This window comes from Sphingomonas sp. DG1-23 (assembly GCF_030730875.1).
Taxonomy (GTDB): domain Bacteria; phylum Pseudomonadota; class Alphaproteobacteria; order Sphingomonadales; family Sphingomonadaceae; genus Sphingomonas.
Map to the genome: position 1 here is coordinate 106,915 of NZ_JAVAMA010000004.1, position 19,794 is coordinate 126,708.

Here is a 19,794-nt window from a genome sequence, read left to right on the forward strand (position 1 = left end):
GCTAGTCGGTGGCGCTTTCCCAATCCACGGTCAAGCCGAGCAAAAAACGTTTATAATATCCGCAAGCCCGAAAGGCGAAGTAGTTGTTCACCCTGACTCGATTGGAATCGGGGTCGATCCGGACCTCTTCGTGATCGCCATCATAAGTTTTCTTCCGACGCTCTTTATCGATGAAGATCCTTTTCGCCACGATGTGTCGAATTTTCGAAGCATCTCGGGAAAAAACGAGCCTGCCGTCTGCGTGGAACAGACAATTGCGCAAGGTCACAGCTGCGTCAGCCTGCTCATAAAAGGGGTTCGCAGTGGGGTTCATTCCTTGCGACTTCAGAAATTGAACCATGCGGGTTATGCCGCCCGCATATCCTTGCTCGCCCGTGCGCTTCTCGACTTTCTGGCAAATGTCATAGAGGAAACTCTCATAGACCGAGGTCGCGAGGAAAAGGCTGCTTGTCCCCAGATAACAGGGAAATTTGACATCAATTTTAGGGAATTCGTGAGCCGCTCGGAGGAGGCGGTACCCCTGAGCCTCCTTTTCCTTTTCGGGATCAGATTGCTTTGGATAATATTGCCAAAGCTTTTCCTTTTCGAGTTGCTCTTCGGCTTAGAGAAAGCGAGGGACTTTCCAGATATAGTCGGCCAGATCGCCCATCCCTTGATGGATTTTCGCCCTGATTCCCGAAAATGTTTCGACGTGCTCCATCATTCGGCTTCCCACCCCATCCGCCGCGGCCGCGGCTCATTTCCGAAAGAGATGCGAATCCAAAGCGCCGTGTGCGGCTCAGCTCTCCGGAAGCTGGAGCGGCGGGGGCGCGGGGCGGGGCTTCATCGCGATGTCGATCAGCGTTTCGAGGCGGATCACCCGCTCGCGGGTCTCGATCGAATGGCGCCGGGCCTCTTCGGCGGTGGTCAGTGCCTGTTCGACCTTGTGCTGGAGCAGGGTGACTTGCTGGAGCGCGCGCAGCGCGTCGGTCCAGAAGCTCATTGGCGGGTGCCGCCGGCGAACATGGCGGCGAGCGCGTCCCAGTCCAGGTCGGTTCGTGCCAGCAACTCCTCGCGAACTTGGGCGCGATAGGCCTCCTCGTCGAACGCCGCGGCGGCAGAGCGGGCGGCGTCGAGTTCGGCCATGGCCTGCTCGGTCCGCGCATTGGCGATTTCGAGTTGCGCCAGAAGGTCGCGCATCAGCGCCTGCTCGGCGGGAGTGGGTTCGGAGTAGCGCTCCGCGGCGGTGCGCATGAAATCGCTCACGCTCATGTCGGCAGCCTCGGCATTGGCCGCGATCCGCCGTTTTTCCGACGGCGAGACGAGGACCACGACCCGGCTCGAACGGGGATCGGAAAGCTGTGTAGCCATGTGCATGTACATAACATGCACATGGGCCGTTTTCAACGCGCTCAGGCCCGGGCGTCGGTCACTGCGGCTTCGTTGTAGCGCAGCGCCTTGAGCACCGTATCGACGATGTTCGCGGCGTTGAGGCCGGCCTCGTCATATTGCTTTTCGGGCTTGTCCTGATCCTGGAAGATGTCGGGCAGGCGCATCGTCCGCAGCTTGAGCCCGGCATCGATCAGCCCCTGGTCGCTCGCAAGAGTGAGCACATGCGCGCCGAGTCCGCCGACCGCGCCTTCCTCGACCGTCACGGCGACTTCATGGGCCGCGAGCAATTTGCGGATCAATTCCTCGTCGAGCGGCTTGGCGAAACGCAGATCGGCGACGGTGGTCGAAAGACCGCGCGCCTCGAGCGCATCGGCCGCCTTGAGCGCTTCGGCGAGGCGGGTGCCGAGCGACAGGATCGCCACGGTTTTGCCTTCGCGGACGACCCGGCCCTTGCCGATCGCGAGCCGCTGCGGGACTTCGGGCAATGCGATGCCGACACCGTTGCCGCGCGGATAACGCACCGCGATCGGGCCCGAATCATGCTCGGCCGCGGTGTAGGTCATGTGGACCAGCTCGGCTTCGTCCGCAGGGGCCATCACCACGAAATTGGGCAGGGTCGCGAGATAGGTGACGTCGAAGCTGCCGGCGTGCGTCGCGCCATCGGCACCGACGAGGCCGGCGCGGTCGATCGCGAAGCGCACCGGCAGATTCTGGATCGCGACGTCGTGGACGACCTGATCGTAGGCGCGCTGGAGGAAGGTCGAATAGATCGCGCAAAACGGGCGCATGCCCTGCGCGGCGAGGCCGGCGGCGAAGGTGACGGCGTGCTGTTCGGCGATGCCGACGTCGAAGGCGCGGTCGGGATGCGCCTGGGCGAACTTGTCGACCCCGGTGCCCGAGGGCATCGCCGCGGTGATCGCGACGATGCGCGGGTCGGTCCCGGCGAGCTTGGCGAGGGTCTCGCCGAAGACGTTCTGGTAGGAAGGCGGCCCGGGCGGCGCCTTGTCCTGGGTTCCGGTGATCACGTCGAACTTCTGGACGCCGTGATATTTGTCTGCCGCCGCCTCGGCATGGGCATAGCCCTTGCCTTTCTTGGTGACGACATGGACGAGGATCGGGCCGTGCTCGCTGTCGCGGACATTCTCGAGCACCGGGATCAGATGGTCGAGATTATGGCCGTCGATCGGGCCGACATAATAGAAACCGAGCTCCTCGAAGAGGGTGCCGCCGGTCGCCATGCCGCGGGCGAATTCCTCGGCCTTTTCGGCAGCGTTGTGGGCGCGCTTCGAAATGCGGCGGATCGCGCGCTTGGCGAAGTTCCTGAGGCCCAGATAGTTGGACGAAGACACGGTCCGCGCGAGATAGGCGGAGAGCCCGCCGACCGGCGGCGCGATCGACATGTCGTTGTCGTTGAGGATGACGACGAGCCGGTTGCCTGCCGCCTCGGCATTGTTCATCGCCTCATAGGCCATGCCCGCGCTCATCGCGCCATCGCCGATCACCGCGATGCCCTTTCCCGGCTGGCCGGTCAGCTGGTTGGCGACGGCGAAGCCCAATGCCGCGGAGATCGAGGTCGACGAATGCGCCGCGCCGAAAGGGTCATACTCGCTCTCGCTGCGCTTGGTGAAACCCGACAGCCCGCCGCCCTGACGCAGGGTACGGATCCGGTCGCGGCGGCCGGTGAGTATCTTGTGCGGATAGCATTGATGCCCGACGTCCCAGATCAGCCGGTCGCGCGGCGTATCGAACACATAATGGATTGCGACGGTCAGCTCGACCACGCCGAGCCCCGAGCCGAGATGCCCGCCGGTCGTCCCTACCGCCGAGATTGTCTCAGCGCGCAGCTCGTCGGCGAGCTGGCGAAGATCGGCCGGCTTGAGCTTGCGGAGGTCAGCGGGCGTGTCGACGGTGTCGAGCAGGGGCGTGCTTGGAAGGTCGGCCATCGCATCGCCTTACCCCAGCCTCCGCCGCAAGTCGAACGCTCGAATCGTTGAAAAGACGTGCAGTTTCCGTGCAGGCCTATTCGCAGTCGGCGCACTTGCCCCGGACTTCGATCACCGGACGCACCGGCGAGAACCCGGCCGTCTTCGCCGCCGACCGTACGTTCTTGGTGATCGAATCGTCATCGAGATGGGTGGTCTGGCCGCAGCTGTCGCAGACGAGGAAGATGCAATCGTGCAGGCAATCGGGGTGCGCATTGGCGACATAGGCGTTGGCGCTCTCGACTCGCCGGGCGAGGTTCGAGCCGACGAACAGATCGAGGATGCGATAGACGCTGTTGGCGGCGACTCGGCGGCCTTCCGCCTTGGAGACCGCTTCGGCGATGTCATAGGCCGAGGCGGGCTTGTCGAATCCGGCCAGCGCCTCGAACACGCGCTCGCGCATCGCGGTCCATTGCTCGCCCGATTTCTCGAGCGTCGCCTGCGCGGCCTGGGTCAGGTCGTGGCCGTGATGCTCATGATGATCGTGCGCGGGCATCGCATAGATTTAGGCGCGCCCGGGCGCCGCTACAAGCGCTTCAGTGGGGAAGCGCCTCAATAGGTGGCGCGGCGGTTGAGGTCGTGGCCGAGCGCGACGAGGCTCACGCCGATCAGCGTCCAGAAGATCTCGAACCCGCCATGCGGGAGCGACAGCGCGCCCGCCATGATGCCGATTCCGAACGCGCCGACCAAAGCCGGCGCCATGTACCCATGCGAAAGGACACCCTTGCCGAGCGCGATGATGCCGAAGCCGATCGCGAGGGTCAGGCCGATTTCGTGGATCGCGGGATGCAGCAATGCACCGGCCGAGGAGAGAATCGTCAGCAGCACCGTGGTCGCGACGCAGTGCACGAGGCACAGGCCGCTGAGCCCGATCGCGATACGATCGAAGCTCGTGTCGATACCGCCCCAATAGCGGGATAACGGGAGACTCACCGGCATGGGCGCTGATATAGGCAGGAATCAGTGAAGGTACAATATATCATCGTCGAAATGCCGCGCGCTGCGACGAAGCGAGCGAGCGGGGGTGGGCGCGGTCCGGCGGATGTCTGGAATGGTGGCGGGACATAGGCCGAGTGACGCTCTAGGGGACGTCACCCGGCCACGCCCGCTACTACCCTAAATAGGTAGGCCGCGGGTCGTTTTCCACCCCGGCTGCGCCGGTGCGGATGTCTGCTGCGTCGAGGCGAGTCGGCGTCATGCGTGCTGACCATAATAATGCGCCTGCGCGGCTTCGGTTGCGCTCACGGCGAGCAAGGAGCGCGCGTCGTTGGCCGAGCGTACCTTGCCGGTGCGATCCGCCGCGGCATCGAGCACGCGGTCGAGCAGCGCCTGGCCCTCTTCCCACCAGCCGATGCCGCTCGCGGCGTTGAGATGGCCCTGCGGCCCGGCGTCGATGAAGAAGCTGCCCCAGCCGCCGGCCAGCGCCCGCGCCTTTTCGGGTGCGATCCATGGATCGTCGCTGCTCGCCACCACGATCGACGGGAAGGGCAGCGGTTTCGAGGGCGTGGGCTGGAAGGCGGCGAGTTCGGGCCGCACGTCCTCGCGATCGACATCGGCGGGGGCGACGAGCAATGCGCCCGCTACCGGCCAGCCGAACGGCTGCCCGGAAAGCTCGGCCCACCATGCGACGGCGAGGCAGCCGAGGCTGTGCGCGGCGAGGACTACCGGCGCCTGGGCATTGCGAATCGCCTGATCGAGCTTGGTGACCCAGGTATTGCGATGCGGCGAATCCCACATGCCGAGTTCGACGCGATGCGTGTCGGGGCGCGATTGCTCCCATAGGGTCTGCCAGTGCGACGGGCCCGAGCCGCCGAGTCCGGGGACAGTGAGAATGATCGGCGAATGGTCGTCGATAGGCGAAAATATGGACATTGGTTCCACTCCACCCGAAGGGAGGCCGGAACACGGATATATATCCTATCGATTTAGTGGGCAATAAGCAGTGCGCCGGATTGTCGTGCGCGTGCGACGATCTGATCGGCCGAGAAAAAATCCTCCCTCGCGCAGCGGAGGAGGTGGCGCCGAAGGCGACGGAGGGGGCCTCTCCCCAGGCGACGCGCCCGTGGAGAAGCCCCCTCCGTCACGCTGCGCGTGACACCTCCCCCGCTTCGCGAGGGAGGATCGAACGACTCAGATGTGCAGCGCGCGTCCGTAGGCGCCGAGCACGCTCTCGTGCATCATCTCGCTCAGCGTCGGATGCGGGAAGACCGTCTCCATCAGCTCGGCCTCGGTGGTCTCGAGCGTCTTGCCGATCGTATAGCCCTGGATCAGCTCGGTGACCTCGGCGCCGATCATGTGCGCACCGAGCAGCTCGCCGGTCTTCGCGTCGAACACGGTCTTCACGAAGCCCTCGGCCTCGCCGAGCGCGATCGCCTTGCCGTTGCCGATGAAGGGGAAATTGCCGACCTTGACTTCGTAGCCGGCTTCCTTCGCCCTGGCCTCGGTCAGGCCGACGCTGGCGATCTGCGGGTGGCAATAGGTGCAGCCCGGAATGTTGCGCGGGTCCATCGCGTGCGGATGGTTGCCGGCGATCGCCTCGGCGGCGATCACGCCCTCATGGCTGGCCTTGTGCGCGAGCCAGGGCGGCGCGGTGATGTCGCCGATCGCGTAAAGGCCGTCGACATTGGTCTTGCAGGCCGGATCGGTCTTGAGGAAGCCGCGATCGTCGACCGCGACGCCCAGCTCCTTGAGGCCGATATTCTCGGTGTTCGGAACGATGCCGATCGCGACGATGACGTGGGTGAAGTCGCTTTGCGTGGACTTGCCGTCCCTGGCGGTGATCGTCGCCTTCACGCCGTTGGCGTCGGCGGCGATCTTGTCGATCTTGGCGCCGGTCAAGATCGTCATGCCCTGCTTCTTGAGCGCCTTCTCCAGGAAAATGGAGACGTCGGCATCCTCGACGGGGACGATGCGGTCGAGCATCTCGACCACCGTCACTTCGGCGCCCATGTCGTTGTAGAAGCTGGCGAATTCGATGCCGATCGCGCCCGAGCCGATGACGAGGAGCTTTTTCGGCATCTCGGGCGGAGTCATCGCATGGCGATAGGTCCAGACGCGCTTGCCGTCGGCGGGGAGGTTGGGAAGGTCGCGGGCGCGCGCGCCGGTGGCGAGGATGATGTTCTTCGCCTCGAGATCGGTCTTCTTGCCGTCCTTGTCGGTGACGCTGAGCTTGCCCTTGCCGGTCAGCTTGCCCTCGCCGAAATGCACGGCGATCTTGTTCTTCTTCATCAGGTGCGTGACGCCCTGATTGAGCTGCTTCGCCACGCCACGCGAGCGCTTGACCACGGCTTCGATGTCCGCGCTGATTCCCTGCGCCACGAGGCCGTAATCCTTGGCGTGCTGCATGTAATGGTAGATCTCGGCCGAGCGGAGCAAAGCCTTGGTCGGGATGCAGCCCCAGTTGAGGCAGATTCCACCGAGCAATTCGCGCTCGACGATCGCGACCTTGAGGCCGAGCTGCGCGCCGCGGATCGCCGCGACATAGCCGCCGGGCCCCGAGCCGAGGACGATGAGATCGTAGGATTCAGCCATTTGGATGCGCCTTGTTGGTTCGTTGGCGAGATAGGGTGTTCAGGACGTCGTTGCGACCGCCGCCTCGACCGGGCGGGGCTGGCGGTGCTCGTCGATCGCGACGAAGACGAACTGGGCCTGCGTCACGAGGCAGCTTTGCTCGGCATGTCGCGCGCGGCGCCAAGCCTGGACGTCGATCGTCATCGAGGTGCGGCCGACCTTGACCAGATCGGCATAGACCGAGACTTCGTCGCCGACCGCGACCGGGGCGTGGAACTTCATTCCCTCGACTGCGATCGTCACCGCGCGGCCGTGCGAATGGCGCGAGGCGACGAGCCCCGCGGCCATGTCCATCTGGCTCATCAGCCAGCCGCCGAAAATGTCGCCATAGGGATTGGCGTCGGCGGGCATGGTGGTGACCCGGATCGCGGGCTGGCGATCGGGTGGGCTGTCAGCCATTGGCAATGTCCTTCGGTTTGCGGCCGAGCCTGGCGCGGTCGATCGTCAGCGCGCGGCGGATCGGGCCGATCCCCATCAGCACCACCAAAGCCATCGCGACGAAGGTGACCAGCCAGATATCCTGGGTTGCGCGCGGATAGGACCAGGCCGCCGCAGTCGCGATCAGCGCCGCGGCGAGCAGACCGATGGCGATATGGACCACCTCGATGAGGACGCGCACCGCCGCCGCCTCAGGCGATCATGCCCATCGGCGCTTCGACCAGCGCCTTGAAGGTCTTCATCAGCTCGGCGCCGTCGGCGCCGTCGATCGCACGGTGATCGAAGCTGCCGGTCGCGCTCATGACCGTGGCGATCTGGAGCGAATCGTCGATCACGTACGGGCGCTTCTCGCCGGCGCCGATCGCCATGATCATGCCCTGCGGCGGATTGATCACCGCATCGAACTGCGTGATGCCGAACATGCCCATGTTCGAGATGCTGGCGGTGCCGCCCTGATATTCCTCGGGCTTGAGCTTGCCTTCCTTGGCGCGGCCGGCGAGGTCCTTCATCTGGGTCGAGATCGAGGAGACGCTGACCCCTGCGGCGTCGCGGATGATCGGGGTGATCAGCCCGGTGGGCGTCGACACCGCGACCGACACGTCGGCGCGGCTATACTTGATCAATTTGTCGCCGGTGTAGGTGACGTTGCACTTGGGCGTCTGGATCAATGCGACGCCCAATGCCTTGATCAGCAGATCGTTGACCGACAGCTTCACCCCGCGCGGCTCGAGCGCCTTGTTGAGCTCGCCGCGCAGCTTGAGCAGCGCATCGAGGCGGATATCGACGGTCAGGTAGATATGCGGGATCGTCTGCTTCGACTCGGTGAGGCGGCGCGCGATCGTCTTGCGGATGTTGGAGAGCTTCTCTTCCTCGTGCGGGATCGACTCGTCGTACCACACCGGCTTGTGCTCGGCGGGTACGGCGGCGGGAGCCGCGGACGGCGCGGAAGCGGCGGTTGCCTGCACGGCCGGGGCGGCACCTGGCTTCGCGCCTTCGAGATCGGCCTTGACGATGCGGCCGTTCGGGCCTGAGCCGGTCACCGACGCGAGATCGAGACCCTTTTCGGCGGCGAGGCGCTTGGCGAGCGGGCTCGCCTTGACGCGGCTGCCATCGGCAGCGGCTTTGGCCGGTGCAGGGGTAGGTGCCGGGCTGGCGGCGGGCGCAGGTGCCGGAGCGGCTTCGGCACTGGCGGCCGGGGCCGGGGCCGGAGTCGGCGCGGGCGTAGCCGAGACATCCCCGTCTTCGCCGGCCATCACGGCGATCACGGTGCCGACCTTCACATTGTCGGTGCCCTCGGGGACGGTGATCTTGCCGATCACGCCTTCGTCGACGGCCTCGAACTCCATCGTCGCCTTGTCGGTCTCAATCTCGGCGAGGAGGTCGCCGGACTTCACCGTATCGCCCTCCTTGACCAGCCATTTGGCGAGGGTGCCCTCTTCCATGGTGGGGGAAAGCGCAGGCATCTTGATTTCGATCGACATGGAGGTTCCCGTCGTTGGTCCCTGGGGTAGGCTCGTCCCCCCTTTGCCGCCGCTACGGCGTCGGTCAAGAGCCTGAGGGCCGAGACCATGGACTTGCGCGGCGGGTAAGGAGCGGGCAGTCAACGCGTGGAACAGGGAATGCATCCATGCGCACCTATCTGGTCGTGATCGACGAAACCCCGGAATCGGAGATCGCGTTGCGCTTCGCCGCGCGGCGTGCGGTGAAGACCGGCGGCAGCGTCGAGATCCTCGCGCTCACCCCGACGCAGGAGTTCGTCCAGTGGGGCGGGGTGATGGCGACGATCGAGGAAGAGAGCCGCCAGCGCGCCGAGGCGCTGGTGACGCGCGCGGCGGGGACCCTGTTCACCGAATCGGGGCTCAAGCCGTCGATCACCGTACGCGAAGGCGACGGCGCCAAGGTGGTCCGTGAGATGATCGCGGCAAATGGCGACATCGCGGCATTGGTGCTGGGCGCCGCGGCGAGCGGGCCGCCGGGGACCCTGGTCTCGCACTTCACCGGCGCCGATGCCGGGACGCTGAGCGTGCCGGTGATGATCATCCCGGGGTCGCTCGACGTGGCGGCGATCGATCGGTTGAGTTGAGGGCAAAATCATAGTGACCGTCACCCCGGACTTGTTCCGGGGTCCACGGTGCGGCACCCGAAAGTCTCGAGCCTTCTGTCCGGCGGCTGCGGATGGATGGACCCCGGACAAGTCCGGGGTGACGATAAAGGGACGAGCAGATTGACCGGTCACGCCGACCGCGTCACTTGTCGAGCATGCGCATCCTCTCCCTCGCTCCGCTCGCTCTCCTCGCCACCCCCGCCGCGGCGCAGGACAAGCCCAGCCCCGCCCGGCTCAAGGCCGATGTCGAGAAGCTGGTCAGCTTCGGCACCCGGCATACGCTGTCCGATCCCGACCATCCCACCCGCGGCATCGGCGCGGCGCGGCGCTGGTTCGCGAGCGAGCTGGGGCGAATCGGCGAAGGTTGCGGCGGCTGCATCGACGTGGCGAACGTCGCGCGAACCTTCACCAACGATCGCGCGCCCAAGGGCGTCGAGGTGGTCGATGTGCTCGGCTTCCAGCCCGGCCGCGATCCGAAGCGCGTCGTCATCGTGATGGGGCATATCGACAGCCGGGTGACCAATGTGATGGACGCGACTTCCGACGCGCCCGGCGCGAACGACGATGCTTCGGGGGTCGCTCTGGTGCTCGAGGCGGCGCGGATCCTGTCGAAGGAGAAGTTCGACGCGACGATCGTCTATGCCGCGCTTTCCGGCGAGGAGCAGGGGCTGTTCGGCGGGACCTTGCTCGCCGAGACCGCGAAGGAGCGCGGCTGGACGGTGAGCGCGGTGCTCAACAACGATATCGTCGGCAATACGATCGGGCAGGACGGGCGACGCGTCGCCGATCGCGTCCGCGTGTTCTCCGAAGGGATTCGCGACGTCGAGCCGATCGAGGCGCAGCGCCTGCGGCGTGCCGATGGCGGCGAGGATGACGGTCCCTCGCGCGCGCTGGCCAAGGCAGTCGACGGGGTGGCGGGAAAGATTCGCGGCGGGATCGACGCGTTCATCGTGCGGCGCTTCGATCGGTTCGGGCGCGGCGGCGATCATTCGCCGTTCCTCAAGCTCGGCTATCCGGCGGTGCGCTTCAGTGTCGGAGTCGAGAATTACGACGCGCAGCATCAGGACCTGCGCAGCGAGAACGGCAAGATCTTTGGCGACACGGTCGATCGGATGGACTTTCCCTATCTGGCCAAGGTGACGGCGATCAACGTCGCGACGCTGCGCCGGCTGGCCAAGGCGCCGGCGGCACCGGCGAGCGTGACGATCGGCGGCGCGCTGGCGACCGACACCTCGGTCAAATGGGAGCCGGTTCCGGGTGCGGCCGGCTACCGCGTCCATTGGCGCCGTGCCGATGCTGCGGACTGGCAGAAGCATGTCGACGTTCAGGGCAGCGAGACCGCACTCAAGGGCGTGATCGTCGACGATACGTTCGTCGGCGTCTCGGCGCTGGCGGCGGACGGATCCGAGAGCCTCGTCACCTTTGGCGGGCGCGAGCGGCGGTAATCCAAAATCACGTCATCCCCGCGGAAGCGGGGACCCATCTCCGGCAATCGCCAGAATCGCGCCGGTGCTTTTGCCATTCGGTCAGGAGATGGGCGCCCGCTTTCGCGGGGGTGACGTATATGAAGGATTCGCTCAGCGGCAGCCGCAGCTGACGCGCTTGCGCAACAGCCGCTTGGTCGGCCGGCGCACATAGCTGCGCTCAACATATTCGGTGACCGTGGTCGTGGTGGTCGTCGCGGCCGGGATCACCACGACGGTGGTCGTGGCGCCATAAGCGGCGCCGTAGCTGCCGACCCACGCGCCGTTCTGCCACGCCATGCCGGCGGGATAGGCACCCGGACAGGCCTGCGGGCAGGGCGGGGGCGCGTAGGCGACAGGCGGCGGAGGGGCGATCAGCGGGGCCGGCGGCGGCGCGTAATCGTCGCGACGCGATCCGCGATACGGGCCGGGCTCGTAGGACGGCGGCGGGCCCTGGTAGCGATAATCGCCATCGTCGTCATCGTCGCGGTCGTAATAGTCGTCGGGGTCGACCGGCTCGATCCGCGGCGCCGGATAGGGCGCGCCGGCGCGCGTGTCGGCATAGGCGATGCCCGCGCTCGCGCTCGCCACGGCGGCTGCGCCGCCCCAGGCCACGCCGTCGAGCGAATCCCAGACGCGGCCGTCGTGATCGACGAGCACGGCGTCGTCATAATAGCGCATCCACGCATAGCCCGGGGGTGGGGCCGAGAGGCCGAAGCTGAGATAATCGTGGACGCGAAAATCGTCGCCGCGCCAATAGCCCGGCAAAGTGTGCCCGCGGTGCAGCCGGCGATAGCTGTTCCAGCCGCCCGGCGCGCGGAAGCCGGCTTCCCAGCGGCCATCGCGCATCGCCCAGCGGTGCGGATTGGTGCGCATCACGCTCGGTGCCGAATGCCGCGGCATCACGACCCAGCGGCCGTCCTGCCACACGCGTTGCGCCGTCGCGGGCGTGGCGCCTGCCACTCCGGCGATCACCGCCGCTGCCAACCAATAGCTGCGCACTCTACCTTACTCCCTCGTGCAAGCGCCCCCACGCCCGCTTGCCGAAGAAATAACCGTTACGCGCCGTGCACGAAATCGCAGTCGCGGTTCAAACCTGTCCCAATGCGGGGCAGCGTGTCATCCCGAGATTCTGGGGGCGAGAATCCGCATCAGAGCCTCGCAGCCTGCAGCGTCGCCGGCGTCGAAACGGCCCGGGAGCGGGCTGTCGAGATCGAGCACGCCGAGCAGTTCGCCCTGATGGACGATCGGCACCACCAGTTCGGAGCGGCTGGCGGCATCGCAGGCGATATGGCCGGGAAAGGCGTGGACGTCCGCGACCAACTGGGTTTCGCGAGTCGCCGCGGCGGCGCCGCACACGCCCTTGCCGAACGGGATGCGGATGCACGCGGCCTTGCCCTGGAACGGGCCGAGGACGAGCTCGTCGCCCACATTGCGATAGAAGCCGGACCAGTTGAGGTCGGGAAGATACTGACCGATCAGCGCCGAGACATTGGCCATGTTGGCGATGGCGTCGGGCTCGTCGGCAGTGAGGGCATCGAGCGCGGCGGCGAGGTCGCGATAGAGTTCGGATTTGGAGCCGGCGGCGATGTCGAAGGTGAACATGGCGGGTATGTAGTCGACGGGAAGCGGGAGCGGGAGAGGGTTCAGCGCATCACCGTCACCCCGGCGTTGCGCCGGGGTCCACCGCGCGGCGACGGAAGAACGAGAAGGTAGAGGGCCGGGGTGACGATCTTAGTCCATCCGCACCTTGCCGCGTCCCGCCTTCACTTCGCTGCGGCCCTTCTTGGCGTCGACCCGGCGTGCCTTCGCCGCCTTGCTGGGTTTGGTCTTCACCCGGCGTGCCTGACGTTCGTGCGCTTTGGCGAGCAACTCGGCGACGCGCTCGCGCGCGTCGGCGCGATTGGCATCCTGCGTGCGGAACTTGCGTGCGGTGATCACCAGCTCGCCGGCGCTGGTCAGCTTGCTCCCGGCGAGCGTCTTGAGCTGCTGATAGGCCCAGGGCTGCAGGCCCAGCGCGAACACGTTGACCCGCAGCTGCACCGCGGTCGCGACCTTGTTGACGTTCTGCCCGCCGGGGCCGGAGGCGGCGAGGAACTTCTCCTCGACGATCGCCTCTTCCGGCAACTCAGCCACGGCCGAAACCCATATTGTGAAAGCGCACCGGCAGCGGTGCCTCGGCATGGATCGCCGGTTTGTCGCCGCGCGGGACAGTGAGCTCGGCAGCGTGGAGCATCACGGCGGGGCCGCCTTTGCCATAGACCGGATCGCCGAGGATCGGCAGGCCGAGCCCCTCGGCGGCATGGACGCGGATCTGGTGGGTGCGGCCGGTCTCGGGGAAGAAAGCGAGCATCGCCTTGCCGCGCGCGCGCTCGATCACTTCCCAGCGGGTGCGCGCGGGCTTCCCGCCTGCGTCGCCGGTCATCCGCCAGCCGGTCTCGGCGGTAGAGACCTTGATCAGCGGCAAGTCGATCGCGCCGCTTTCGGCCGTGGGTTCGCCGTCGAGGATCGCAAGGTAGCGCTTGACCACCGTGCCGGCTTCGAACGCCTGGCCGAAGCGCTTGTGCGCCTTGGGGTTGCGCGCCAGCAACAGGCAACCGCTGGTGTCGCGGTCGAGTCGGTGGACGGGCAAGGGCAACCGCTGGAAGCCGAAGGTGAGCTGGTCGAGCATATCCTCGAGGCTCCGGGAGCGGTCGCGCGGGCGATCGACCGGCAAGCCCGCGGGCTTGTCGATCACGATCGCTTCGCCGTCGATGAAGAGCACGCGGTCCTTGAACATGGGCAGGCATATAGAGCGTCGCGCCCAAACGGAAAGCGGCGGCCGGGCTTTCGCCAGACCGCCGCTCCGTCGAACCGCGTGGGGAGGGGGACTTACGCGGTCTCGGTCTCGCGGGCGGGGGAGGGCACCGCGAGCTTGTTGGCGACTTCGGCGATGCGGCGACCCTGATAGCGGGCGCCGTCGAGCTCGGTTGCGCTCGGCAGGCGGCTACCGTCGCCGTCGGAGATCGTGGTCGCGCCATAGGGCGAGCCGCCCTTGACCTCGTCGACGCCCATCTGGCCCTGGAAGCCATAATCGAGGCCGACCACGGTCAGGCCGAAATGCAGCAGATTGGTGATGATCGAGAAGAGCGTGGCCTCCTGACCGCCATGCTGGGTCGCGGTCGAGGTGAAGGCGCCGCCGACCTTGCCGTTGAGCGCGCCCTGGTACCAGACGCCGCCGGCGCGATCCCAAAAGGCCGCCATCTGGCTCGACATCCGGCCATAGCGGGTCGGCGCGCCGACGATGATGCCGTCATAGCCGGCGAGTTCGTTGACGTCGTCGAGCACCGGGTGGCTGTGATCGGGGATGAAGCCCGATGCGGCGGCAATTTCGGCGGGGACGGTCTCGGGGACGCGACGGACATCGACCTCGGCGCCGGCGCTGCGCGCGCCCTCGGCGACGGCGTCGGCCATCTTCGCGAGGTGGCCGTAGGAGGAGTAATAGAGGACGAGGATTTTGGACATGGGGGCTTCCTTCGAATTCCCCTCCGCTTGCGGGAGGGGTTAGGGGAGGGTGTGAGATCCGGAGAAGTGGGTCAGTCCCTCCCCCGACCCCTCCCGCAAGCGAGAGGGGAGTTCTGAGAGTTGGTTATTCGCTGTCGACCAGCACGATCTCGGCGTCTTCGAGCGCCTTGATCGTCACGGTCTGGCCGCCCGACAGCGCGGCGCCGTCGCGGGCCTCGAAGCGCTGTCCGTCGATCTCGATCGCGCCGACGGCGGGAACGAGATAGGCGTGACGCCCGTCGCCGACCGTGTGTTCGACGCTCTCGCCGGCCTTGAGCGTGGCGCCGAGGACCCGGGCGTCGGCACGGATCGGTAGCGCATCGTCATCGCCTTCGAACCCCGAGGCGAGGGTCACGAACTTGCCCGAGCGATCGCCCTTGGGGAAAGGCTTGGCGCCCCAGCTCGGCTGGCCGCCGCGCTCGCGCGGCAGGATCCAGATCTGGAACAAGGTCGTGGTCTCGGGCTCGAGATTATATTCGGCATGGCGCACGCCGGTGCCCGCGCTCATCACCTGGACGTCGCCTGCGCCGGTGCGGCCCTTGTTACCCATCGAATCCTGATGGGTGATCGCACCGGTGCGGACATAGGTGATGATCTCCATGTCCTGATGCGGATGCGCCGGAAAGCCGTTGTTCGCGGCGATCTCGTCGTCGTTCCAGACGCGCAGCGCGCCCCAGCCCATCCGGGCGGAGTCATGATAGTTGGCGAAGCTGAAATGGTGTCGCGCGTTGAGCCAGCCATGGTTGGCATGGCCGAGACTTTCGAAAGAGCGTTTCTCGATCATCGCTGATCTCCCTTGGTGTTGGTGCCAAGATAGGGAGGACGATCGTGGCGTAAATGGAAACGTTGGAAACTGATTGTTTCCTTGTTATGATCCTCCCCGAGACGGGCTCGGGGAGGAATTGATTGATGAAACTACCCGATTTTGAAGCCTGGGCGATTTTCGCGGCGGTGGTCGAGCATCGCTCGTTCAGCGGCGCGGCGGAGGCGCTCGCCGTCTCCAAGGCGACGGTGTCCAAGGCGATCACCCGGCTCGAGACCCGGCTGGGCACGTCGCTGTTTCACCGCACCTCGCGGCGGCTGACGCTCACGGACAGCGGCCGCGCGCTCGCCGATCATGCGCAGCGCATCCTTTCCGAAGGCGAGGCGGCCGAAGAGGCGGCGTTCGAGTCCGCCAGCGCGCCGGTGGGCGTCGTCCGGGTCGCGGCACCGCTGACCTTCGGGATCCAGGCCGTTGCGCCCGCGCTCGCCGATTTCATGGCGATCCATCCCGGGATCAAGATCGACCTCAGGCTGTCCGACGCGTTCGTCGACATCGTCGGCGAGGGGATCGACATCGCGCTGCGCATCGCCGAGCTGCCCGACAGCTCGCTCCGCGCGCGGCGGCTGGGGCCGGTGATCGGGCACATCGTGGCCTCGCCGGCTTATTTCGAGCGCGTCGGACGGCCGCGGCACCCCGCCGACCTCGCGACCCATGCCTGCTTCGTCTACACCAACACCGCGACTCCCGACGTCTGGCGCTTCCGCCGCGCGGGCGGCGAGGAAGCGGCGGTGCGCGTCGACGGGCCGGTCCGTACCGACAATGGCGACGCGATGCTGCCGGCGTTGCGCGCCGGGCTCGGCATCGCAAGGCTCCCGGATTTCCTCGTGCGCGAGGATCTGGCGGCGGGGCGGCTGGAATCGGTGCTCGACGATTGGGCGATCGGCGCGGCGGGGCTCCATCTGCTCACCCCGCCCGGGACCCTGCGCCCTGCCCGGGTGGAAGCGCTGATCGAATTCCTCAGCGATCGGCTCAAGCGCATGTGCAGCGAAGTGCATATTTGACTCGACAGCGAAACGAATTCGAGTCCGCCAATAAGTAGATTCCCTACGACTCGTGGAACAAGGCCGGTTAGTCAGAAATTAACCTTTTGCCTTCAGAGGTGCTTAGGTTAATGAATTCGTCCAGCGCGTCGGCCACGGGGCCCCAAACGCGTGCTTGGGACAGGGGAACCGACGATGCGCGTGCTGCTGATCGAGGACGAACCTTCGACTGCCAAGGCGATCGAGCTGATGCTCTCGACCGAGGGGTTCAATGTCTACACGACCGACCTCGGCGAAGAGGGTCTGGATCTCGCCAAGCTGTATGATTACGACATCATCCTGCTCGATCTGAACCTTCCCGACATGCACGGCTATGACGTGCTCAAGAAGGTCCGCGTCGCCCGCGTGCAGACGCCGGTGCTGATCCTGTCGGGCATCAACGAGATGGATTCGAAGGTGCGCAGCTTCGGCTTCGGCGCCGACGACTACGTCACCAAGCCGTTCCACCGCGAAGAGCTGGTCGCGCGCATCCACGCCGTCGTCCGCCGCTCGAAGGGCCATAGCCAGTCGGTGATCCGCACCGGCAAGCTCGCGGTCAATCTCGATGCCAAGACCGTCGAGGTCGATGGTGCCCGCGTGCACCTGACCGGCAAGGAATATGCGATGCTGGAGCTGCTCTCGCTCCGCAAGGGCACCACGCTCACCAAGGAAATGTTCCTCAACCACCTCTATGGCGGGATGGACGAGCCCGAGCTCAAGATCATCGACGTGTTCATCTGCAAGCTGCGCAAGAAGCTCAGCATGGCATGCGAGGGCGAGAATTACATCGAGACCGTCTGGGGCCGCGGCTATGTGCTGCGCGAGCCCGAAGGCGCCGAGGGCGCCGAGCCGGTTCCGGCAGTCGCCTGACACAGTTTCAACGGGGGTAAGGAAGTCGCGGTCCGCAAGGACCGCGGCTTTTTTTGGGCTCAGGACGAGCCGGTCGGGTCGGTGACCTGGTTGAGCTCGCGCGGATCGGGGGCGCGCGACTGCGGCAGCGAGCTGGTCTGGCGTTCGATCCGGCGATGCACCACCGGCTCGGCGCCATCGATCCGCAGCGCGCGCAGCGCCTCGCTATTGGCGTCGTCGGCATGGGTCCGGCGATGATTGTGGCGGACATAATCGAGCCAGGTGGGGACATGATAGCGCTCGATCCACAATTCGGGATCGCCGAGATCGCGGAGCAGCGCCCAATGGCGCGCGCCGTCGCGGCGGCGGATGCGGCGGCGCTCGTTCATCGCGGCGAGGAAGGCGGGGACATTGGCCTCGGCGATGCGATGCTCGATGGTGATGACGATCGGTCCGCTGCGCGGCTCGACCGGCACTGCGGTCTCGGGCTCGCGCCAGCTGTCGCGCGGATCCATGTTGAGCTGGCTGACCGCCGGCAGCCGCCAGAGCAAGCCGGCGGCGACGCTGAGCAGCTGCACCCCGGCCGCGGCGAGCAAGGCGGTCGCGACGCCGTGCCCTCCCGCGACCATGCCGAACACCCAGCTGCCGCCGGCCAGCCCGCCGAACGCCGCCATCTGGTAGAGCGACAGGGCACGCGCCACCACCCAGCGCGGCGACGCCATCTGGACGCTGACGTTGAAGGTCGACAGCGCCACCACCCAGCCGGCGCCGCACAAAGCCAGCGCGAGCAGCGTCAGCGCCAGCCAGTCGGTCGCCGCGGTGGTCGCCGCGCCGCTCGCCAGCGCGGGCGCTGCGAGCCGGACCAGCCCCTCGGTCGAGAAGCGTCGCCGCAGCCATTGGCTGCCGAGCGCGCCGGCGACCGCGCCGACCCCGAACGCGCCCAACAACAGGCCATAGGTCAGCGGCCCGCCGCGGATGATGTCGCGCGCGACCAGCGGCATCAGCGCCGGCACCGCGCTGGCGGCGAAGCCGAACAAGGCGGCGCGGATCAGCACGGTGCGGATCGGTGGCGAGAGCCGGACATAGCGGATGCCCGCCGCCATCGCGACGAGGATCCGCTCGCGCGGCAGCCGCGCCGGCGGCAGATCGGGCCGCCAGCGCGCCAGTACCGCGATCAGCCCGACATAGCTCACCGCATTGGCGAGGAACGCCGCCGCGGCGCCGGCGACCGCGACGATCGCGCCGCCGATCGCGGGGCCGAGGCTGCGCGCGACGTTGAAGCCCATGCTGTTGAGCGCGACGGCGCTGGGCAGCAGCGCGCGCGGGACCATGTCGCCGACAGACGCCTGCCAGGCCGGTCCGTTGATCGCGGTGCCGCAGCCGATCAGGAAGGTGAATGCCAGCAGCAGCCACGGCGTGAGGATGCCGGCCCAGCTTCCCGCGGCGAGCAATGCCGAGACCAGCAGCATGAAGCACTGCGCCGCGAGCATCACCCGGCGGCGATCGAGATTGTCGGCGACCGCCCCCGCCCACAGCGAGAGCAGCATGATCGGCAGGCTGACCGACGCCTGGACCAAGGCGATCATCTGCGGCGAGCCGCTGAGGCTGGTCATCATCCACGACGCGCCGACCGACTGGATCAGCCCGCCGAAATTGGAGGCGAGACTGGCGATCCACACAGTGCGGAAGAGCGGGAGATCGAAGGGGGAGCGGGGTTCGTGGCTGACCTGCATGGCGGCTCAATCCCTCAACCCTTCGGGCGATCCCGGCAAGCCCCGCGGCATCGCTCAGCAAAGCCTCACAACTTGCTCATGACGCGCTCCGGCGCGGCGCGGCATGCCGGGCCCTCGATGGCGAGATGCGGAGAACGCCATGGCTGCGAATGCGAATCCCGACCGGCAAGCACCTGCGATCCCGTGGCGAGCGATCGGCTGGGGCGGCGCGGCGTCGCTGCTTGCGCTGCCGCTGATCGCGCGGGCGCCGTGGACCGGTTTCGACTTCATGGCCATGGCCGGGCTGCTCGGCAGCGTCGGACTGGGGCTCGAGCTCGTCGTCCGGAAAAGCGCCGGCATGGCGTATCGCACCGCCGCCGGAATCGCGCTTCTGGCGAGCTTCCTGCTCGTCTGGAGCAACGGCGCGGTCGGGATGATCGGATCGGAGCACGATCCGCGCAACCTGCTGTTCGCCGGCGTGCTGGCGATCGGCTTCGGCGGAGCGATGCTTGCGCGCTTCCGGGCTCGGGGCATGGCCTGGGCGATGCTGGCCACGGCAGTCGCGCAGGTGCTGGCGGGACTCAGCGGACTGACCAGCGACGTGCGCGGCAGCGGCCTCGCGACCGGCTTCGCGGCCTTGTGGCTATTGTCGGCGGCGCTGTTTCGCGAAGCGGGGCTACGGCGTGCGGAATAGGATTATCCCGCCGTCGATTGATAGGATTCGGCGCGCCCGATTGCACGGTTTTCACGGCAATCCGGCAATAAAGATACAATGTCGTGATGCTTTGTTGCGTATTTCGATAGGAAGATCGACGGTGCAAAGAGCGGGCCGGGGCCGCGCGCAGGCAATCACTTCAAATCCTATTTTGCAAACGAAAGCCCTCCCTTCTCCCGAACGGAGGAGGAAGGGCTCGCGGGCG

23 protein-coding genes are annotated in these 19,794 nt (G+C 66.7%); 5 read left to right on the top strand and 18 right to left on the bottom strand.

What is annotated here, in order from left to right:
• Position 1 precedes the first annotated feature (1 nt).
• From Q9Q95_RS08105 to Q9Q95_RS08155, 11 genes are all read right to left on the bottom strand, one after another.
• Positions 2–340, bottom strand: a complete 339-nt coding sequence (locus Q9Q95_RS08105) for a hypothetical protein (protein ID WP_306095800.1) — start codon at positions 338–340, stop codon at positions 2–4.
• 438 nt (positions 341–778) lie between these two features.
• Complete coding sequence (locus Q9Q95_RS08110) at positions 779–982, bottom strand: hypothetical protein (protein WP_306095802.1); 204 nt, start codon at positions 980–982, stop codon at positions 779–781.
• Positions 979–1,362, bottom strand: coding sequence for a hypothetical protein (locus Q9Q95_RS08115; RefSeq protein WP_371876714.1), 384 nt, complete (start codon positions 1,360–1,362; stop codon positions 979–981). Before Q9Q95_RS08115 ends, Q9Q95_RS08110 begins: the two co-directional genes overlap by 4 nt.
• Before the next feature lie 29 nt (positions 1,363–1,391).
• Positions 1,392–3,314, bottom strand: coding sequence for a 1-deoxy-D-xylulose-5-phosphate synthase (gene dxs, locus Q9Q95_RS08120; protein WP_306095805.1), 1,923 nt, complete (start codon positions 3,312–3,314; stop codon positions 1,392–1,394).
• Positions 3,315–3,390: 76 nt separating this feature from the next.
• Positions 3,391–3,849 (bottom strand): Fur family transcriptional regulator, encoded by a 459-nt coding sequence (locus Q9Q95_RS08125; RefSeq protein ID WP_306095807.1) that lies wholly within the window; start codon positions 3,847–3,849, stop codon positions 3,391–3,393.
• 56 nt (positions 3,850–3,905) lie between these two features.
• A complete protein-coding gene (locus tag Q9Q95_RS08130; RefSeq protein WP_306095808.1) occupies positions 3,906–4,292 on the bottom strand; it encodes a MerC domain-containing protein in 387 nt (128 codons plus the stop codon).
• 255 nt (positions 4,293–4,547) lie between these two features.
• Positions 4,548–5,225 carry an alpha/beta hydrolase gene (locus Q9Q95_RS08135; RefSeq protein ID WP_306095810.1) on the bottom strand — a complete coding sequence of 226 codons (678 nt, stop codon included), beginning with the start codon at positions 5,223–5,225 and terminating at the stop codon, positions 4,548–4,550.
• Between the two features lie 258 nt (positions 5,226–5,483).
• Positions 5,484–6,884 (bottom strand): dihydrolipoyl dehydrogenase, encoded by a 1,401-nt coding sequence (gene lpdA / locus Q9Q95_RS08140; protein ID WP_306095811.1) that lies wholly within the window; start codon positions 6,882–6,884, stop codon positions 5,484–5,486.
• Positions 6,885–6,923: 39 nt separating this feature from the next.
• On the bottom strand, positions 6,924–7,322 hold the full coding sequence (locus tag Q9Q95_RS08145) for an acyl-CoA thioesterase (protein WP_306095813.1): 399 nt from the start codon (positions 7,320–7,322) through the stop codon (positions 6,924–6,926).
• On the bottom strand, positions 7,315–7,542 hold the full coding sequence (locus Q9Q95_RS08150) for a hypothetical protein (protein WP_306095814.1): 228 nt from the start codon (positions 7,540–7,542) through the stop codon (positions 7,315–7,317). Before Q9Q95_RS08150 ends, Q9Q95_RS08145 begins: the two co-directional genes overlap by 8 nt.
• Before the next feature lie 10 nt (positions 7,543–7,552).
• Positions 7,553–8,842, bottom strand: a complete 1,290-nt coding sequence (locus Q9Q95_RS08155; RefSeq protein ID WP_306095816.1) for a pyruvate dehydrogenase complex dihydrolipoamide acetyltransferase — start codon at positions 8,840–8,842, stop codon at positions 7,553–7,555.
• Positions 8,843–8,988: 146 nt separating this feature from the next.
• Here Q9Q95_RS08155 and Q9Q95_RS08160 point away from each other — a divergent pair, with 146 nt between their 5' ends.
• Positions 8,989–9,444, top strand: coding sequence for a universal stress protein (locus Q9Q95_RS08160; protein ID WP_306095818.1), 456 nt, complete (start codon positions 8,989–8,991; stop codon positions 9,442–9,444).
• Between the two features lie 176 nt (positions 9,445–9,620).
• Complete coding sequence (locus tag Q9Q95_RS08165) at positions 9,621–10,910, top strand: M28 family metallopeptidase (RefSeq protein WP_306095820.1); 1,290 nt, start codon at positions 9,621–9,623, stop codon at positions 10,908–10,910.
• A 132-nt stretch (positions 10,911–11,042) separates the two neighbouring features.
• Here the strand turns inward: Q9Q95_RS08165 and Q9Q95_RS08170 are convergent, their stop codons facing one another.
• The 6 genes from Q9Q95_RS08170 to Q9Q95_RS08195 all read right to left on the bottom strand — a co-directional run bounded on the left by Q9Q95_RS08170 (position 11,043) and on the right by Q9Q95_RS08195 (position 15,255).
• A complete protein-coding gene (locus tag Q9Q95_RS08170) occupies positions 11,043–11,930 on the bottom strand; it encodes an RcnB family protein (protein WP_306095822.1) in 888 nt (295 codons plus the stop codon).
• Positions 11,931–12,047: 117 nt separating this feature from the next.
• Positions 12,048–12,533 (bottom strand): GAF domain-containing protein, encoded by a 486-nt coding sequence (locus tag Q9Q95_RS08175; protein WP_306095823.1) that lies wholly within the window; start codon positions 12,531–12,533, stop codon positions 12,048–12,050.
• Positions 12,534–12,662: 129 nt separating this feature from the next.
• Positions 12,663–13,064 carry an alternative ribosome rescue aminoacyl-tRNA hydrolase ArfB gene (arfB, locus tag Q9Q95_RS08180; RefSeq protein ID WP_306095827.1) on the bottom strand — a complete coding sequence of 134 codons (402 nt, stop codon included), beginning with the start codon at positions 13,062–13,064 and terminating at the stop codon, positions 12,663–12,665.
• Complete coding sequence (locus Q9Q95_RS08185) at positions 13,057–13,707, bottom strand: RluA family pseudouridine synthase (protein WP_306095829.1); 651 nt, start codon at positions 13,705–13,707, stop codon at positions 13,057–13,059. The genes arfB and Q9Q95_RS08185 overlap by 8 nt, the downstream gene beginning before the upstream one ends.
• A gap of 92 nt (positions 13,708–13,799) precedes the next feature.
• Positions 13,800–14,432 (bottom strand): NAD(P)H:quinone oxidoreductase, encoded by a 633-nt coding sequence (gene wrbA, locus Q9Q95_RS08190; protein ID WP_306095831.1) that lies wholly within the window; start codon positions 14,430–14,432, stop codon positions 13,800–13,802.
• Positions 14,433–14,556: 124 nt separating this feature from the next.
• Positions 14,557–15,255 (bottom strand): pirin family protein, encoded by a 699-nt coding sequence (locus tag Q9Q95_RS08195; RefSeq protein ID WP_306095833.1) that lies wholly within the window; start codon positions 15,253–15,255, stop codon positions 14,557–14,559.
• A gap of 125 nt (positions 15,256–15,380) precedes the next feature.
• Between Q9Q95_RS08195 and Q9Q95_RS08200 the strand changes: the two genes are divergently transcribed.
• Complete coding sequence (locus tag Q9Q95_RS08200) at positions 15,381–16,295, top strand: LysR family transcriptional regulator (protein ID WP_306095835.1); 915 nt, start codon at positions 15,381–15,383, stop codon at positions 16,293–16,295.
• Positions 16,296–16,469: 174 nt separating this feature from the next.
• On the top strand, positions 16,470–17,183 hold the full coding sequence (ctrA, locus tag Q9Q95_RS08205) for a response regulator transcription factor CtrA (RefSeq protein WP_306095837.1): 714 nt from the start codon (positions 16,470–16,472) through the stop codon (positions 17,181–17,183).
• Positions 17,184–17,242: 59 nt separating this feature from the next.
• Here ctrA and Q9Q95_RS08210 read toward each other — a convergent pair whose 3' ends face one another.
• Entirely contained in the window at positions 17,243–18,895 is a 1,653-nt protein-coding gene (locus Q9Q95_RS08210) for an MFS transporter (RefSeq protein WP_306095838.1), read from the bottom strand.
• A 139-nt stretch (positions 18,896–19,034) separates the two neighbouring features.
• Here Q9Q95_RS08210 and Q9Q95_RS08215 point away from each other — a divergent pair, with 139 nt between their 5' ends.
• Entirely contained in the window at positions 19,035–19,568 is a 534-nt protein-coding gene (locus tag Q9Q95_RS08215; protein ID WP_306095841.1) for a hypothetical protein, read from the top strand.
• Positions 19,569–19,794: the final 226 nt, after the last annotated feature.

Excerpts from the sequence above, each read along its gene's own strand:
- Q9Q95_RS08105 (WP_306095800.1), bottom strand. The coding sequence starts at position 340 with ATGGTTCAATTTCTGAAGTCGCAAGGAATGAACCCCACTGCGAACCCC.
- Q9Q95_RS08160 (WP_306095818.1), top strand. The coding sequence starts at position 8,989 with ATGCGCACCTATCTGGTCGTGATCGACGAAACCCCGGAATCGGAGATC.
- Q9Q95_RS08210 (WP_306095838.1), bottom strand. The coding sequence starts at position 18,895 with ATGCAGGTCAGCCACGAACCCCGCTCCCCCTTCGATCTCCCGCTCTTC.
- Q9Q95_RS08125 (WP_306095807.1), bottom strand. The coding sequence starts at position 3,849 with ATGCCCGCGCACGATCATCATGAGCATCACGGCCACGACCTGACCCAG.
- Q9Q95_RS08185 (WP_306095829.1), bottom strand. The coding sequence starts at position 13,707 with ATGTTCAAGGACCGCGTGCTCTTCATCGACGGCGAAGCGATCGTGATC.
- Q9Q95_RS08175 (WP_306095823.1), bottom strand. The coding sequence starts at position 12,533 with ATGTTCACCTTCGACATCGCCGCCGGCTCCAAATCCGAACTCTATCGC.
- dxs (WP_306095805.1), bottom strand. The coding sequence starts at position 3,314 with ATGGCCGACCTTCCAAGCACGCCCCTGCTCGACACCGTCGACACGCCC.
- wrbA (WP_306095831.1), bottom strand. The coding sequence starts at position 14,432 with ATGTCCAAAATCCTCGTCCTCTATTACTCCTCCTACGGCCACCTCGCG.
- Q9Q95_RS08195 (WP_306095833.1), bottom strand. The coding sequence starts at position 15,255 with ATGATCGAGAAACGCTCTTTCGAAAGTCTCGGCCATGCCAACCATGGC.
- Q9Q95_RS08145 (WP_306095813.1), bottom strand. The coding sequence starts at position 7,322 with ATGGCTGACAGCCCACCCGATCGCCAGCCCGCGATCCGGGTCACCACC.
- ctrA (WP_306095837.1), top strand. The coding sequence starts at position 16,470 with ATGCGCGTGCTGCTGATCGAGGACGAACCTTCGACTGCCAAGGCGATC.
- Q9Q95_RS08155 (WP_306095816.1), bottom strand. The coding sequence starts at position 8,842 with ATGTCGATCGAAATCAAGATGCCTGCGCTTTCCCCCACCATGGAAGAG.
- Q9Q95_RS08165 (WP_306095820.1), top strand. The coding sequence starts at position 9,621 with ATGCGCATCCTCTCCCTCGCTCCGCTCGCTCTCCTCGCCACCCCCGCC.
- Q9Q95_RS08115 (WP_371876714.1), bottom strand. The coding sequence starts at position 1,362 with ATGTACATGCACATGGCTACACAGCTTTCCGATCCCCGTTCGAGCCGG.
- Q9Q95_RS08200 (WP_306095835.1), top strand. The coding sequence starts at position 15,381 with ATGAAACTACCCGATTTTGAAGCCTGGGCGATTTTCGCGGCGGTGGTC.
- lpdA (WP_306095811.1), bottom strand. The coding sequence starts at position 6,884 with ATGGCTGAATCCTACGATCTCATCGTCCTCGGCTCGGGGCCCGGCGGC.
- Q9Q95_RS08135 (WP_306095810.1), bottom strand. The coding sequence starts at position 5,225 with ATGTCCATATTTTCGCCTATCGACGACCATTCGCCGATCATTCTCACT.
- Q9Q95_RS08215 (WP_306095841.1), top strand. The coding sequence starts at position 19,035 with ATGGCTGCGAATGCGAATCCCGACCGGCAAGCACCTGCGATCCCGTGG.
- Q9Q95_RS08110 (WP_306095802.1), bottom strand. The coding sequence starts at position 982 with ATGAGCTTCTGGACCGACGCGCTGCGCGCGCTCCAGCAAGTCACCCTG.
- Q9Q95_RS08130 (WP_306095808.1), bottom strand. The coding sequence starts at position 4,292 with ATGCCGGTGAGTCTCCCGTTATCCCGCTATTGGGGCGGTATCGACACG.